Origin of the sequence: Flavobacterium ginsengisoli (assembly GCF_029625315.1) — a bacterium.
Classification (GTDB): domain Bacteria; phylum Bacteroidota; class Bacteroidia; order Flavobacteriales; family Flavobacteriaceae; genus Flavobacterium; species Flavobacterium ginsengisoli.
Genome location: NZ_CP121110.1, coordinates 3,831,897 through 3,848,056, shown reverse-complemented (window position 1 = coordinate 3,848,056; position 16,160 = coordinate 3,831,897). Strand labels below are relative to the sequence as shown.

At 36.8% G+C, this 16,160-nt stretch carries 10 protein-coding genes; 3 read left to right on the top strand and 7 right to left on the bottom strand.

Annotated features, from left to right (window positions below; genetic code table 11):
* Positions 1-8 precede the first annotated feature (8 nt).
* Positions 9-2,684 (bottom strand): zinc-dependent metalloprotease, encoded by a 2,676-nt coding sequence (locus P5P87_RS17905; protein ID WP_278020145.1) that lies wholly within the window; start codon positions 2,682-2,684, stop codon positions 9-11.
* 193 nt (positions 2,685-2,877) lie between these two features.
* Here P5P87_RS17905 and P5P87_RS17900 point away from each other — a divergent pair, with 193 nt between their 5' ends.
* The 3 genes from P5P87_RS17900 (at position 2,878) to P5P87_RS17890 (ending at position 5,365) form a co-directional block, all read left to right on the top strand.
* The gene (locus P5P87_RS17900; RefSeq protein WP_198855249.1) at positions 2,878-3,825 is read left to right on the top strand and encodes a bifunctional riboflavin kinase/FAD synthetase; all 948 of its coding nucleotides are present in this window, start codon (positions 2,878-2,880) and stop codon (positions 3,823-3,825) included.
* 98 nt (positions 3,826-3,923) lie between these two features.
* Positions 3,924-4,361, top strand: coding sequence for a hypothetical protein (locus P5P87_RS17895; RefSeq protein WP_198855248.1), 438 nt, complete (start codon positions 3,924-3,926; stop codon positions 4,359-4,361).
* 137 nt (positions 4,362-4,498) lie between these two features.
* Positions 4,499-5,365, top strand: coding sequence for a cupin-like domain-containing protein (locus P5P87_RS17890; protein WP_198855247.1), 867 nt, complete (start codon positions 4,499-4,501; stop codon positions 5,363-5,365).
* Positions 5,366-5,413: 48 nt separating this feature from the next.
* Here P5P87_RS17890 and P5P87_RS17885 read toward each other — a convergent pair whose 3' ends face one another.
* The 6 genes from P5P87_RS17885 to P5P87_RS17860 form a co-directional block, all read right to left on the bottom strand.
* Positions 5,414-6,370: a T9SS sorting signal type C domain-containing protein gene (locus P5P87_RS17885; RefSeq protein WP_278020144.1), complete on the bottom strand. Its 957-nt coding sequence runs from the start codon at positions 6,368-6,370 to the stop codon at positions 5,414-5,416.
* Positions 6,286-10,053 (bottom strand): beta strand repeat-containing protein, encoded by a 3,768-nt coding sequence (locus P5P87_RS17880; protein ID WP_278020143.1) that lies wholly within the window; start codon positions 10,051-10,053, stop codon positions 6,286-6,288. The genes P5P87_RS17885 and P5P87_RS17880 overlap by 85 nt, the downstream gene beginning before the upstream one ends.
* Complete coding sequence (locus tag P5P87_RS17875; protein ID WP_278020142.1) at positions 10,022-11,131, bottom strand: hypothetical protein; 1,110 nt, start codon at positions 11,129-11,131, stop codon at positions 10,022-10,024. The genes P5P87_RS17880 and P5P87_RS17875 overlap by 32 nt, the downstream gene beginning before the upstream one ends.
* A complete protein-coding gene (locus tag P5P87_RS17870; protein WP_278020141.1) occupies positions 11,079-11,693 on the bottom strand; it encodes a glycine-rich domain-containing protein in 615 nt (204 codons plus the stop codon). The genes P5P87_RS17875 and P5P87_RS17870 overlap by 53 nt, the downstream gene beginning before the upstream one ends.
* A gap of 444 nt (positions 11,694-12,137) precedes the next feature.
* Complete coding sequence (locus P5P87_RS17865; RefSeq protein WP_278020140.1) at positions 12,138-12,881, bottom strand: T9SS sorting signal type C domain-containing protein; 744 nt, start codon at positions 12,879-12,881, stop codon at positions 12,138-12,140.
* Positions 12,882-12,970: 89 nt separating this feature from the next.
* On the bottom strand, positions 12,971-16,012 hold the full coding sequence (locus P5P87_RS17860; RefSeq protein ID WP_278020139.1) for a calcium-binding protein: 3,042 nt from the start codon (positions 16,010-16,012) through the stop codon (positions 12,971-12,973).
* Positions 16,013-16,160 lie beyond the last annotated feature (148 nt).

The following is a 16,160-nucleotide window of genomic DNA, read 5'->3' as shown; positions in this document are numbered from 1 at the left end:
TTTTAAAATTAATTTACCAATATCTTTTTTACTATTTTTCGTTGTCCATCTGTAACTGTTAAGAAATACAGACCGGATGGCACATTTGGCAATTGAATATCTTGAATGAAATATCCTGAACCTTGAAAAGTTCTATCGTAAACATATTTACCTACAATGTCATTAACGTAAACTTTAATCTCACTTACAGAATCTCTATTAAATTGTACGGTGAAACTTCCTTTATTTGGATTTGGATAGGCAATAAAATCAACATTCTCAAAATCACTGTTTCCTAATGTATAAGTTTTAGTACAGATATTTACAGAAGCAGAATTTATAGTGCCAAACATTCCGACAACTGCATCACGAACTTTAAAAGTCCAATTTCCTTGCGGATTTTCTCCATTAAAAGCACTTAAAGCACTAGCAGGAATTACAATTTGACTGATTGTTGAGCCACAATTTAAAGCAAGACCGCTATCATCAAATTGAAGTGCGAGAGTCGAATTTGTTGTACCACAGCTTTTATTAAATAACGAAACAATAGTACCGCTTGGACTCTCAATTTCAATTTCAAGATCTTCAAATCTTTCGTGCTTAACATTAACAGAAACATTTACATCTGAAATAGTTCCTGTAGAAGCTGGCACTGTTACTGTTTTGTTTATAAAGGTTGTGCTTGTTCCTAATGAATAACCACCTTCAAAATTATAATTCGTACAAGATGTCGAAACTGTATAGCCTAAAGCAAAAGGCTTACTGTTTACTGCATAATAAATATTGTCAACCGGCTCAATTAGAAGTCTACAATTTGTAGAAACATCAATTTCTGACGGAATCAATATTGTTTCTGAACCATCATTTGGAGTATTACTTGCTAAAACGATTGGAAATGTCAATCCGCCATCAAGAGATAATTTTATATTTACATTTGAAGACCCTGGAAGTGTATTGGTATTATTTACACTCCAAGTAATGGTTTGCGCTGATCCTTTTGCCCATCCTAAATTATCCTCTTTTTGAGAAGTAACAGCAAATGGTCCCGCAGCTGCATTTACAGTAACAACCATTGCATCTGTATTGGTTTGTGCAAGTCCTTCTGCAGCATTGTCTCTTCCCGTAAGTGTAAAGTTCATTGTTTTTCCGATAGAAGAAACAGATTCCCAACTTGTCGTTAATTGATTATTTAAAACAGAACTTAAAGCAGGCATATAACGAACTGGAGAAGTTGTTGGCGAAAAAGATCTAAACATTGGCCCATCTGGTTTTGTAGCATATGTAAAACTATTTCCAGCAAAAGTTGTCATTGCACTATCGTATTGTTCCCATGAATAGGTTATCGTATTTCCTTCAGGATCAGAACCTGTTCCTTTTAAAATAAATGGTGTGCTAATTGGAATCGTATAATCTAAACCTGCTTTTATTACTGGTGGATTATTATTATCAATTGGTATTGTTACGGGACAAGTTTTTCCCGCCAAATTATTCTGTATCTGATTAATGCTGGCATACGAAAAATAAGCATCTGAATGATCTTGAATATTATATCCTTTTGTCACTCCTGCATATCCCATAATAGTTGAACCGCTTCCTGGTTCATAGCATGTTCCGTTACCTTCATTTTGAAAAGAAAAAGTATGTGAGCCTCCAAGTTGATGCCCCATTTCATGAGCAACAAAATCAATATCAAAATTATCTCCTTCTGGTTTTGCGTCTGCTGGAGATGTAAAAGCACTACCTTTTCCTATTGGCTGGTTCGTTGTTGGACTTACACATACACAACCAATGCAACCCGCATTTCCTCCTCCGCCAGAAGCTCCAAACAAATGGCCAATATCATAATTGGCTTCGCCGATAACATTGGTTAATGTGGTTTGCACTTCCTTCATCCAAATAGGATTATCTCCAGTTGCTCCAACCGATGCTATAGAATAAGGATCTGTGGAAGCATCTGTATAAATAACGGCATTATTATTAGCAATTAAAATTACCTTTACAGAAAGATCCCTTCCAAAAATACCATTTACTCGAGTTAATGTAGCATTCATTCCTGCTAAAGCTCCCGCAACTGTTCCGCCAAAATAAGCGACATATTCTCCTGTACAGGATAATGCCAATCTTAGCGTTTTAAACTGTTTTGCATTTGAAGCCGTTTTTGCAGTAGCAGATTTATTTTCAGAAACCAGATTGGTTGTTTTGCAATCTAAAATCATCTTTGACTCAGCATTATCTTGTGCTCTAAACAAAACGTACTCCGATTTATTCTCTGGATTTTGCTCAATATATTCTGTTGGTTTTGCTGGTCTAAAAACCATTGTCTGCATTCCGATTGGAGCAACGCTAAAATGTATCTTAGCATTTTTATCGTCTATTCCGCGACCTTCATACGCTCTAATTTCAGGATATTTCGCTTGTAATTCTGGTGCAAAATTAGACGATTCCCATACAGAAAAACGCTCCAAATTTCCATCAGCATTCGGAATCGTAATTTCTGAAGCTGTTGTTTTTGCCGTTTTACTTGATGCAGAAGCTAGCTTGGAACTAAGAAGATTAGCATTTAATCTATAATATAATTTATTAGAACTTAGGCCATCTGCTTTTCGTAAAACCGATGAAGAAGTTACTTTTTGCCATAAAGCATCTTGTGCATTTGCACTAGCAAAACAAAAAATAAGAAATATATAAAGTAGTTGTTTTCTCATACCTTCAAAATATAATATCAAAATTACTTCAATTAATTTGAAATCATATTATCTATACGACAATTATTGATTTTTAATCGACGAGTTGGCTTATTTTTATAAAAAGATAGATTATCCCTTAAAATTCGATTTGGCATAGTATTAAATTTTAAAGAGAATAGTATAAATTTGCAAGCATCTTAAATAATTTGTTTTGAAGCTCTTTCATTCTATAAACGATTTTCAGTCAACCAAGAAAACAATCTTAACTCTTGGTACCTTTGATGGTGTGCATATTGGTCATAAAAAAATTCTGGAACGAATTACGCAGAATACTGAAAATGGAAAATATGAAAGTCTGGTTCTTACCTTTTTTCCGCATCCGCGAATGGTTCTTCAAGAAAAATCTGAAATAAGATTATTAAATACCATCGACGAAAAAGTAAAACTTTTGGAAGCGACAGGCATTGAAAACTTAATTGTGCATCCTTTTAATGAAAGTTTTTCTAGATTAACGGCTGAAGAATTTGTTCGTACAATTTTGGTAGATAAATTTCAGATTCAAAAAATTATTATCGGACATGATCACCGTTTTGGTCGCAATAGAACTGCAAATATTGATGATTTAATTGCTTTTGGAATTGAGTATGGATTTGAAGTAGAGCAAATTTCTGCCGAAGAAATCCAAGATGTCTCTGTTAGTTCAACCAAAATTAGAAAAGCTTTAAATGAAGGAAATATGGCTTTGGCCAACGAATATTTAGGTTACAGCTATTTCTTGAACGGAACTATCGTAAAGGGAAAACAATTGGGACGAACAATTGGATTTCCTACAGCAAACATTCATATTGAAGAAGATTATAAACTGATTCCAAAAATTGGTGTTTATGTAGTAAAAGCTGTGGTGAACAAAGAAACTGTTTATGGAATGATGAACATCGGCTTTAATCCGACTGTTAATGGAGATAAACAAACCATCGAAGTTCATTTATTTAATTTTGACAAAGACATTTACGATCAAAATATTGAAGTCTCTTTATTGCATTATATTCGCGAAGAACAAAAATTTAGTTCATTAGATGCGTTAAAAGCACAACTTAATCAGGACAAAATCGATTCTTTGGCTTTTATAAACACTTCTCTAAAGAATCTGACCGTATAGTTTTTACTGTTTTTAAATCATCGTAGTTATTTTTTTAGTAAATTTGATATAACTCTGTTTTTCAAATATTTACTATTAACTTCTAAAAAATAACCACTATGAAACTACCTAAAGAAATTACCAACGGGTTTTTGATTTTCCTCGGAATTGGCATTTATTTTTTATTAATGAATGTGCTAGGTCTAGCAAATTTGTTTTATTTGAGAACACTCAACGTTTTCTTTATCTTCTACGGTGTTAACAGGACAATGCAAATGAACCTTCATGAAGGAGAAACCAATTTTCTATCAAATGCTATTTCTGCAATGACCACTTCTGTAGTTGGTGTATGTATGAGTGTATTTGGATTATTAGTTTATAGTTACGCTCGAGGCGGAGATGCTTACGTAAAAACTTTATCTGAAACTTTTATGTTTGGAGGAAATCCATCAGTACCAACTTATTGTATTTGTCTATTATTTGAAGGAATTGCTTCTTCTGTAATTGTTACTTTAATGATGATGCTAATTTGGGGTAACAAATATGCCGCAGATTAATTTTTTTAAATCCGCAGATTTAATGATTTCTAATTCGATTAAATCAAAAAATTAGCTAAAAGAGTTCATTTATCTCAAAAAATATTTTTAAATTGCTTATAGATCAGTGCTATAAGCAATTTTTTTTATTTAGTAAAATGAAGTTAAAACAAATCGAAAGGGTGAAAAAAATCTCGAGAGACGATTTTGTTTCCCAATATGTCAAAAAACAAATTCCTGTTGTTATCGAACAATTGACCGAAGATTGGCCAGCTTACAACAAATGGAAATTATCTTATATGAAAGAAATCGCAGGAGATTCAGTCGTTCCTTTATACGATGATCGACCTGTAAATCACGAAGACGGATTCAATGAGGCGCATACCACAATGAAAATGAGTGATTATATCGACTTATTAGAAGAAAAGCCTACCAATTACCGTATTTTTCTTTATAATTTAATGAAAGAAGTGCCTTCGTTAAAAAATGACTTTTTATGGCCCGATATTGGCTTAAAACTTGTCAAGCAGATGCCAATGCTATTTTTTGGAGGAGAAAATTCAAGAGTTTTTATGCATTATGACATTGACTATTCGAATATTCTTCATTTTCATTTTCATGGAGAAAAACAATGCATGATTTTCCCGCCAAACCAGTCAAAATTCATGTATAAAGTGCCACATGCTTTAATTTCGAGAGAAGATATAGATTTTGATAATCCTGATTACGAAAAATTTCCAGCGCTCAAAAACGTCGAAGGTTATATCACTAATCTAAAACATGGCGAAATGCTTTATATGCCCGAAGGATATTGGCATTATATGAAATACCTAACGCCAGGATTTTCTATGAGTTTGAGGTCATTTCCAAAAAACATTCTCAATTTGTCCAAAGCAGCCTATAATGTTTTTATTATGCGACATTTTGATATTATGATGCGAAAAATTCAAGGTCAAAAATGGATTGATTATAAAAATGAAAAAGCAATTACCAATACGCACCAAAATTTACGGCGTACCGCTTAATCAAATAAAAAAAAAGCGGTTGAGATATAAAATTCTCAACCGCTTTTTTTATTTAAATACTATTTTCTTCGTCACTATTTTACCACTATCTAAAGTTATTTTAACCAATAAAACTTGTGGACCAGACTGAAAGTTTGTTATAACCCATTCTTTATTTCCGATTTGTTTTTTACGATATAACAATGTCCCGCCCGTATCATAAACAGCAGCTTCTTGAAGATTCTCTTGCTCCGAGAAAGACTCGAGTTTGATGTTTTTATCTTTCACCGAAACAAAAATTTGCTGATCTTGATTTTCGAAATCTTCATTTCCTAATGGTTTTCCTCCATTTGAATTTGTATAACGCAATACAAATCGATCTAGAAAAGTTCCTGGCGCTGATGTAAACGTATAACCGCCAGACCTAAGATTGTAAATAGTGTTTGTCACTTTATCTTGAAGATAAATATCCTGATTTGCCAAATCTCCATCGGCACGATCTATTGCAATTGTAAAATCACCTTCTTCAATGGTTGACTTATATCCTAACGGAATTGTATCTGTAACAGCAAAAGGTAACGCACGCCCTTGAATAGCAAGTTTTTTTCCTTCATTGATACTATAAAAATCAACATACGGATTTGCATTCAGTGTGGCTGCATCATAATTAAAATCAAACGAGTTTGTTGCTCCTGTTATGTATCCAATTAGCAATTGTTTAAAAGCTCCTTGCGTATTTGTAAAATTCAGCCATACACGATGTTTTTCAACAACCTCGGTTTTCGCAGATTTGTAAAACTGGCTATTAGAATTAGGTACTCGCATCGAATTTGTAAAAACAGCACTTTGTCCTGTTCTTGCTTTTGCAAAAAATCCCTGTCCTGCAGCAATATAACCATGTAATGGTTCTTGATTTCCTGGAGATGTCGCACCGGTACCACTTAAATTGCCAACTGTAGTATCTCCAGATAAATTATAAATTGCGTAATCATCGTTTGAATAAGTAGCAGTATTGCCTCCTGGCACAGCAATTCTAGGAGATGTATTATGAGTCCAAAAATATAACGTACCATAAAAATTAGTCGCATTATCGTGAATAAATTGATCTGCATAAATTGCTGAAGGATACGGATTTCCAAAAAGCAATACTTTTCAGCTCTAGCTGGAGGCCCTTGGATTGTTCCATTATTTGGTACTCCAATAAATTCGCCTGTAAAAACACTTGCTGTCACGGTACTGAAAGATTGTGGTCCTCTGATACTGTAGCCTTCCCCAGCATTCATTACCATTGTACCGTACAAATTAGTACCCCATTTAAAATCAGAAGTCCAGTATAAATATTTGTCGAAATATGTTTCTGGTGAAAACTCATTCATCGTAATGCCTGGATTTCTTGTTACTGGAGAAGACCAATAAGTCAGATCAAATCGTCTTACGGGTGTTTTTCTTCTATAAGTTATAACGCCAACATTAGCTACATCGGCAACTTGAACTAAGCTTGATTTGTCTTCAAAAATTAAAATTCCGTTACCAAGAACAGTCACTTCATTGGTCACAGTTATTGAATTTGTTTCTTCTACAATTAGAGATCCATTGTTTTCAACTGTTAATCTGCTAGCGAAAAAACTTGCATTGGTTCCAGAAATAATAGGATCAATACCTACATCAGGAATATCTACACAATCAGAAGCAATAGGAACTCCTGTCGGTGTCCAATTTGCAGGATTCCCCCAACTGGCATCAGTATTTCCATTCCATACTTTAGTAACAAAAGCATTTATTGTAACGGAGGTAGCTTCAGATTCACAATTTGATGTACTATTTTTCACGTTTACATAGTAAATTCCAGAAGACAAACCAGTAAATATTCCAGTAGTATTACTAAAATCGACTCCGTCAATGCTATAAGTATATCCTGTTCCAGATGCAGGCGAAGTAACCGTTATAATACCCGTATTGTTTACACAGGTAGGTTGCTGTGTTACTGAAGCTGTTGGTGCAACTGAAACCGAATTCACTGTTAAAGAAACTGCTTGAGTTGCCAGACATCCATTAGATGTTGTAATAGTCATTACACCATTGTAGGTACCTGCTACTGTGTTTGCTGGAACATTTACATTTATAATATCACCCGATCCTGAACTAAAAGGAAATGGTGTTGCTCCTTGATCTGTTAAGGCAATCCAATCGATCTCGTAACTAATTGGTGATCCTGTAGTAGAATTATAACTCAAAGTAGTAGTTTGAGATGATGAACTTTGACAAACGGGAGAAAAGACTCCCCCTGTACTTATTGTTGGGGCATCATAAACTGTTAAAGAAACTGCTTGTGTTATTGAGCATCCATTTGAGGTAAAAACTGTCATAATTCCACTATAAGTTCCTGCAGGAGTATTTAAAGGAACATTAATATTGTTGATATTTCCTCCTCCTGAGTTAAAAGAGAAAGATGTATTTCCTTGATCATTTAATGTCGCCCAGTCTATAGAGTAACTCGTTGGCGAACCTGTTGTTGCAGAATATAATAACGAAGTTACTTGCGCCGATGCACTTTGACAAATTGATGTTAAATTTCCTGATGTAGTAATTGTTGGCTGAGAATTAACCGTAACCGTAAAACTGTTTCCTGAAGACACGCAGCCGTTTGCATTTTTAACCGTCAAAGTTCCCGTATAAGTCCCGGCGGCTGTTCCCGCAGGAACGGCAATATTAATTGAACCGGCTGTTAGTGATGCATCGGTAACGGGAAGAAAATTATTTGTCGGGCTGGCGTTCCAGACAATGCTGTAGCTGGTCGGCGCGTTTGTCACAGCGCTGTAGCTCAGACTGGTGCTCTGCACACCAGCGCTAAAGCACACTGCCCCTGCCGATCCAAGCGTAATTGTCGGAAGAGGATTGACTGTAACCGTGAAACTGTTTCCTGAGGAAACGCAGCCGTTTGCATTTTTAACCGTCAAAGTTCCCGTATAAGTCCTGGCGGCTGTTCCCGCAGGTACGGCAATATTAATTGAACCGGCCGTTAGGGATGCATCGGTAACGGGAAGAAAATTATTTGTCGGGCTGGCGTTCCAGACAATGCTGTAGCTGGTCGGCGCGTTTGTCACAGCGCTGTAGCTCAGACTGGCGCTCTGCACACCAGCGCTAAAGCACACTGCCCCTGCCGATCCGAGCGTGATTGTCGGAAGTGGATTGACCGTAACCGTGAAACTGTTTCCTGAGGAAACGCAGCCGTTTGCATTTTTAACCGTCAAAGTTCCAGTATAAGTCCTGGCGGCTGTTCCCGCAGGTACGGCAATATTAATTGAACCGGCTGTTAGTGATGCATCGGTAACGGGAAGAAAATTATTTGTCGGGCTGGCGTTCCAGACAATGCTGTAGCTGGTCGGCGCGTTTGTCACAGCGCTGTAGCTCAGACTGGCGCTCTGCACACCAGCGCTAAAGCACACCGCTCCTGCCGATCCGAGCGTAATTGTCGGAAGAGGATTGACCGTAACCGTGAAACTGTTTCCTGAGGAAACGCAGCCGTTTGCATTTTTAACCGTCAAAGTTCCAGTATAAGTCCCGGCGGCTGTTCCCGCAGGTACGGCAATATTAATTGAACCGGCTGTTAGTGATGCATCGGTAACGGGAAGAAAATTATTTGTCGGGCTGGCGTTCCAGACAATGCTGTAGCTGGTCGGCGCGTTTGTCACAGCGCTGTAGCTCAGACTGGCGCTCTGCACACCAGCGCTAAAGCACACCGCTCCTGCCGATCCGAGCGTGATAGTCGGAAGAGGATTGACCGTAACCGTAAAACTGTTTCCAGAGGAAACGCAGCCGTTTGCATTTTTAACCGTTAAAGTTCCCGTATAAGTTCCGGCAGCTGTTCCCGCAGGTACGGCAATATTAATTGAACTGGCCGATAGAGATGCATCGGTAACGGGAAGAAAATTATTTGTCGGGCTGGCGTTCCAGACAATGCTGTAGCTGGTCGGCGCGTTTGTCACAGCGCTGTAGCTCAGACTGGTGCTCTGCACACCAGCGCTAAAGCACACTGCCCCTGCCGATCCAAGCGTAATTGTCGGAAGAGGATTGACCGTAACCGTGAAACTGTTTCCTGAGGAAACGCAGCCGTTTGCATTTTTAACCGTCAAAGTTCCCGTATAAGTCCCGGCGGCTGTTCCCGCAGGAACGGCAATATTAATTGAACCGGCTGTTAGTGATGCATCGGTAACGGGAAGAAAATTATTTGTCGGGCTGGCGTTCCAGACAATGCTGTAGCTGGTCGGCGCGTTTGTCACAGCGCTGTAGCTCAGACTGGCGCTCTGCACACCAGCGCTAAAGCACACCGCTCCTGCCGATCCGAGCGTGATAGTCGGAAGAGGATTGACCGTAACCGTAAAACTGTTTCCAGAGGAAACGCAGCCGTTTGCATTTTTAACCGTTAAAGTTCCCGTATAAGTTCCAGCAGCTGTTCCCGCAGGTACGGCAATATTAATTGAACTGGCCGATAGAGATGCATCGGTAACGGGAAGAAAATTATTTGTCGGGCTGGCATTCCAGACAATGCTGTAGCTGGTCGGCGCGTTTGTCACAGCGCTGTAGCTCAGACTGGCGCTCTGCACGCCAGCGCTAAAGCATACCGCTCCTGCCGATCCGAGCGTGATTGTCGGAAGAGGATTGACCGTAACTGTAAAATTATTTGTCTGCTGATACACATCCATTCGCATTGCTAACAGTTAAAGTCCCAGTGTATGTTCCTGCCGCTGTATTTGCCGGTATAGGGATATTGATCTGACTTGCTGGCAATGGAGCATTAAAAACCGACGCAAAAGTATTTGTTGGACTAGCGTTCCACGTAATGCTATAAGTAGTTGGCGAATTTGCTGGAGCGCTATAAGGCAATGCCGTGCTTTGTGCGCCTGAACTTATACAAACTGTAGTAGTTGCACCTAATGTTATTGTCGGAAGTGGATTTACTGTTATAGTAAAATTCGTTGCGGCAGCAGATACACATCCAGCCGCATTACTAACCGTTAGTGATCCTGTATAGGTGCCCGCAGCAGTTCCAGCAGGAACTGCAATATTTATTGGAGTTGCTGGCAATACGGCATTTGTAACAGGCAAAAAACTATTTGCAGGACTCGCATTCCATATTATACTATAGTTTGTTGGTGTATTTGTAACTCCAGTATAAGGTAATGCTACATTTTGTAGACTTGCGCTCGCACATACGGCAGTAGTTGTTCCTAAAGTTATTGCTGGCTGAGCGCTAACAATAATATTTGCAACACCATTTGCGCTAATAGATGAAGTACAATCTACAGAAGTCAAAGAAGTAACTGTAATAATACAATTCCCTAAAGTAGTTAATCCTCTTGCAGTAAAACTTCCAGATCCTGCAGTACTAACTACCATTGGTTCTGTTTTTCCTGTTGCGTTTGGCAGACTTGTATTATAAGTAACGGTGTATGTTCCAGCCGGAAGACTTGTTGCTGTACCTGTTAACTGCACTTGTGAAGTGGTTCCTGTGCAAACATTTGGCGCAGATATTCCAGTAAGGCTATACGTTTTACAAGTATAAGTAATGTTAATATTACCTCTTGCTCCACTCCCTCCATTTTGTGCAACATTAGCACTTAGAGCTCCGCCGCCGCCGCCGCCGTTAGGACCTCCATTAGTTCCTGCTAAATCTGTTAGCGCTAGAGTAGATTGTACAGCTCCTCCAGCTCCAGCTCCAGCTACTGTACCATAATTACCGGCATTTCCTCCAGCACCAGACGCAAGAAGTAAACTTAATGCTCGCAACTTTACCATTTGTACCATTTGCACCTATTGCAGTTCCAAGATTTCCAATAGCACCAGTACCTCCTGTTCCTCCTGTTGGAGTAGAAGTTGTTGCAATATTACCTTTTCCTCCTAGACCTCCAGGCGCATTGAAGACACTTGTAAATCCCGTTATGTATGTTGCTCCTCCTGATGCTCCGTCACCAGCTCCTCCGGCAACAGTTGTTCCAACTACATAATTCAAGCTTGAGACACCTATTGTGTTAATTGTTCCTTTAGCATAAGCTCCGCCGCCGCCGCCGCCGCCGCTTCTCCCTTCAAGAGGCGTCACTTTGGCTCCACCTCCAGCGCCACCGGCTCCCCAAGCTTCAACAGTAACTACATCCATACCGGCAGGAAGAAGAAGAGATCCGCTAGTTGTGAATGGGTGTGATATTTGTGCTTTTGACGTTGTATAAAAAATTGATAAAACTAAAACTAGCAGAATTCTTAATCTTCTACTTGATTTTAATAGTTTTTCAATATCTGCTATTAAAGATAAATGGCTGAAGAAACTCAGCATCGTAAGTAAATCTTTTTTCATCTTGTGGCATTTTAGTAATTGAAAAATAAATTCAAACTCAAAACAAGATAAATTGCAAAATCAGGAAGATTAAAGTTTGGGAGTCAGCTTAGCAAGAATATGGAATTAAAGAAACCCTCCAATTTTTACAATCAACTTAAGGCAGATAAAACGACAGTTTTTAAACTGTCCTTTTCGAAGAAAAAAATTATAATACAAAGGCTTATAGAAATACTTTTAATCGATTAAAAACGCTTTTAATCGATTAAAAGCAACTACAAGGTACGATTTTATTTACATTGAAATTCATAATGTAGTATTAAACACATAATTTTAACAGCTAAAATCTAAAAACTATAAAAAATAAGAAAAAACTGTTAAAAAATAAAATTACAAAGACTATTTTGTTGACTATCAGTGTATTGCGTCAACAAGAAGGATTTGTTCCAATAATTTTTCAATTTATTAAAAAATTACCTTTTTTGAATTGGATTTGCCACTTTCAAAAATGACTTTTACAAATAAAACCTGATGAGAAGAGATCAACTTTTGAACAGCAATTTTTTTAGTTTCAAGTTTATCTTCTTTATAGATTTGATTTCCCAAAACATCAAATATTATAATCTCGCTTATATTTTCTTTGGTAGATTCGATATTTATAATCTGATTTTTAGCAGATATTAAAACGTTATTAGAATTATCCTTAAAAGTTGCATTTCCTAAAGTTTTATCATTGTAAATTATCGAAAAACGATTATGGAAAGTTCCGACCTCAGACGTAAATTGATAAGGCCCTTCAGAAAGATTATGAACCAGATTTAAATTTTTATCTACTAAAAAAATAGGTTTGTCATTAAAAAAATCATCTTGATGATCGATTTCTACTTTAAAACTATCATTAATAGTCGTTTTATATCCTAAAGAAATTGAATCATTCTCCGAAAAAGGCAATTCACGCCCCTGAATCACTAACTTTTTATCTTCTATTATACTATAAAAATCTACTGCCGTTCCTGAACTCAAATATTCTGCATCATACATTAAATCTAAAGAATTTGAAGCTTCTGTCGCGTAGCCTAATAAGATCTGTTTAAATTCATTTCCATTATTTCTAATGTTTAGCCAAAATCGATACTTTTCATTAATCGATTTCACTTCTGAATTTGGAGCTGGTCGAAAAAAAGAAGTATTTCTATCTCTGACTCTCATGCTATTATTAAATTCTAAATAACCAGTCTGATTGCTTTTCACAAAAAAACCTTGCCCAGAAGCGATAAGACCATCTGGCGCATCATTACTTATTCCGAATTTAAAGCTGAACTTGTGCCAACTCCGCCTAGTAAATTATAAACTGCATAATCATCATTGCTATAACGAGCGGTATTAGTTCCGGGTATCGTTATTCTGGGCGGCGTATTGTGTGTCCAGAAATATAACGTTCCTTTTGTTTTTGGAGCATTACCCCTTAAGAAATCATCTGCATTTATTGCACAAGGGTATGGATTACCAACGAAATAATACCGCTCTGGTGCAATAAATTCAACTTTTATTTTACCATTATTTGGAATTCCTTTAAAAACACCTTCAAATATTCCTCGCTCACTATTAGAAAAACTTTGAGGTGCTCTGACACTGTATCCATGCCCTGGATCCATAGTGAATGTTCCGTAAAGATTTGTTTTCCATCCTAAGATTGGATCAAACCATAAATATTTATCAAAATATGTTTCTGGCGAAAAATCACATAATTTCATATTTGCTACTGGCGAAGACCAATAAGTAAGATCGAATCGGATTACGGGTTTTGTTTTTCTTTTTGCATGAACAATTCCGGTGTTTACTATATCATCGTCATCTTGATATAGACTGGCGGCATTTTCTAAAACCAGTATTCCTTGGCCAGTATAGGCAAACTCAATTCCTAATGTATTATTCTCAAGCAAAGTAACCGTTTTTCCACTGTCTATATTACATCCGCAAATATTAGTAGTAGTCAAATTTTGAAAATTTTCTTTAAAGTATACCTCTTTTCCTGCGGAAGGAAAACCGTTTGACCATGAAGTTCCATTCCAAGTTGTTGTATTAATGCAAAATTTTAAACGAGCTATTCTATGTTTTGACTTGCCCGAAACGGAGTTAAAATTTCCTCCAATTATCAATTTATAATCTTCATTAAAATTCATCGCATACAAGGTGTTGTTTAGTGGTGCTACGAAAGAATTATCAAAGATTCCTGAAGATGATAACCGGATCAATCTAGAAGAAGAAATGGCATTATATGTTCCAGAAAAAGTTCCTCCTACCCAAATTCTATCATCTGGCTGCACTAAAATAGCACGAACATCTCCTTTATTGAAGCCACTACCTGAATCGAAGGTATCATCAAAACTTCCGTCTTTGTTTAACCGAACAATACGCTTTTGTGAAACCTCATTAAAAGTCAAAAAAGAACCACCTACAATAATCTTCTGATTGGATTGAAGTGCAATTGCAAAAACATATTTATCAAAACCAACTCCTATATTAAAGCTCTCGTCAATACTTCCATCTTGATTTAATCTTACTAAACCTGCAAAGGGTATATTATTGAAAGTTTTAAAACGACCTCCTACGAGTACTTTCCCATCTTTTTGCACAACCAAACTTTCTATGAAAGAGTCTGCGCCTAAACCAATATTAAAATCAGGATCTCTTGCTCCGTTTGGAAGAATTCGGACAATTCTACTAGCATTGACGGAAGATCCATTATATTTTGTAAATGTTCCTGCGACAATTATTTTTTGATCGGATTGAATGGCCAATGCACTAACCTGTCCATTAAATCCATCTCCACTATTAAATGAGTTATCGATATCTCCATTTGGAAATATTCTAACAATACGATTATTCGTAAAGTCATTGTATTTTGTAAAATTACCACCCAAAATTATCTTTCCATCCAATTGCAATATGGTAGCTTTTACTGCATTATTACTTCCTGAATTCGTGGCGTTAAAAGTAGGATCGGTTGTGCCATTTTCTAATAAACAAGTAATTTTTGAAGCAACATTTCCATTAAACTTTTTGAAGTTTCCGCCAATTATAGTTTTTCTATTTGGAAGAGGCAAAATGCTAAAAACAGAATTGTCAAAACCAATACCTGAAGCCAAGTATGAAATATCATGTTCTCCTTCGTTACTGATTTTTACTAATCTTCCTTGATTTAGACCATTAAAAACACTGAAAGAACCACCGACAAACCAAGCCCCCTCTTCATCAAATTCTAAAGCGAGTACTGAAGCTGTTGCTGGCCCAGAACCGATATCAAAATTAGGTTTTATGCTTCCATCGGGTTCTAATAAAATTAGTCTCACCACTTCGTTGGTATTGTAAAATCCCGTAAAGGAACCCCCAACCATTATTTCTCCATTCTTATTAATCTTGATTGTTTCAACTGCTTCTTTACTAAAACCAGAACCACTTACGAAACTTTCATCTCTAGTTCCGTCTTCATTCAAACGGATGATCCTATTAGCGGTAATATTATTAAAAGAAGTAAAATTTCCTCCTAAAACTATTTTACCATCAGGTTGCAAAGCAATGGCATTAACATCATTGTCAAAGCCTCCTCCACAATTAAAACTAGAATCAAAAGTCCCATTAGCATTGAGTCTAATAATACGATTAGCTGAAATAGTATTAAATATGGTGAAATTACCGGTTAGAAGTATTTTCTCGTCTGCTAAAATTTTTACTTGTGTAACATTTAATAAAGATCCCGAACCAATAAGAAATGTAGAATCTAGCGATCCATTTGGCGACAAGCGTGCAACCCTGTTTATCTTACTACTATTATAGTTGGTAAAACTGCCTACAATAATTATTTTCCCGTCAGACTGTAAGGCAATATCATAGACAATTCCTGAAGTTGCTCCAATTGTTGTATTAAAAGTAGGATCATAAGAACCATCTTGATTCAAACGGATTATTCTTCCTGCACTAATTCCGTTATAGCTTGTAAAGTTTCCTCCAATTATAATTTTTCCATCTGATTGTAAACAAGAAGAATAGATTTTACCATTAAAACCCGTTCCCGTATTGAAACTTTCGTCTATGGATCCATCTGTATTTAAGCGGGTGAGGTAAGAAACAGCTGTTCCATTCAATCGCAAAAAATCGCCACCAACAAGTAAAGTTCCATCCTTTTGCATGAGAAGAGTTCGAACAGTACTATCAAACCCATCACCATTTTGTCCATCATCAAGAATGTTAAAAGAGTGGTCAATTTTGCCTTGCTGAGCAGAAACCGTACGAAGTGATATTGAAATTATGATTAGTAAATAAAATATATTTTTAATCAAGACTATATAATTGAAGTTAATATTTGTAAGAATTAAGCTAAAATTATAAAGCGGTTATTAAAAATACAATACCTAGATTTAGGGATATTTTATTAAAAAAAAGCCCATTCCTTAGAGAAGAAATGGGCTTTGATGAAGTATTATTTTT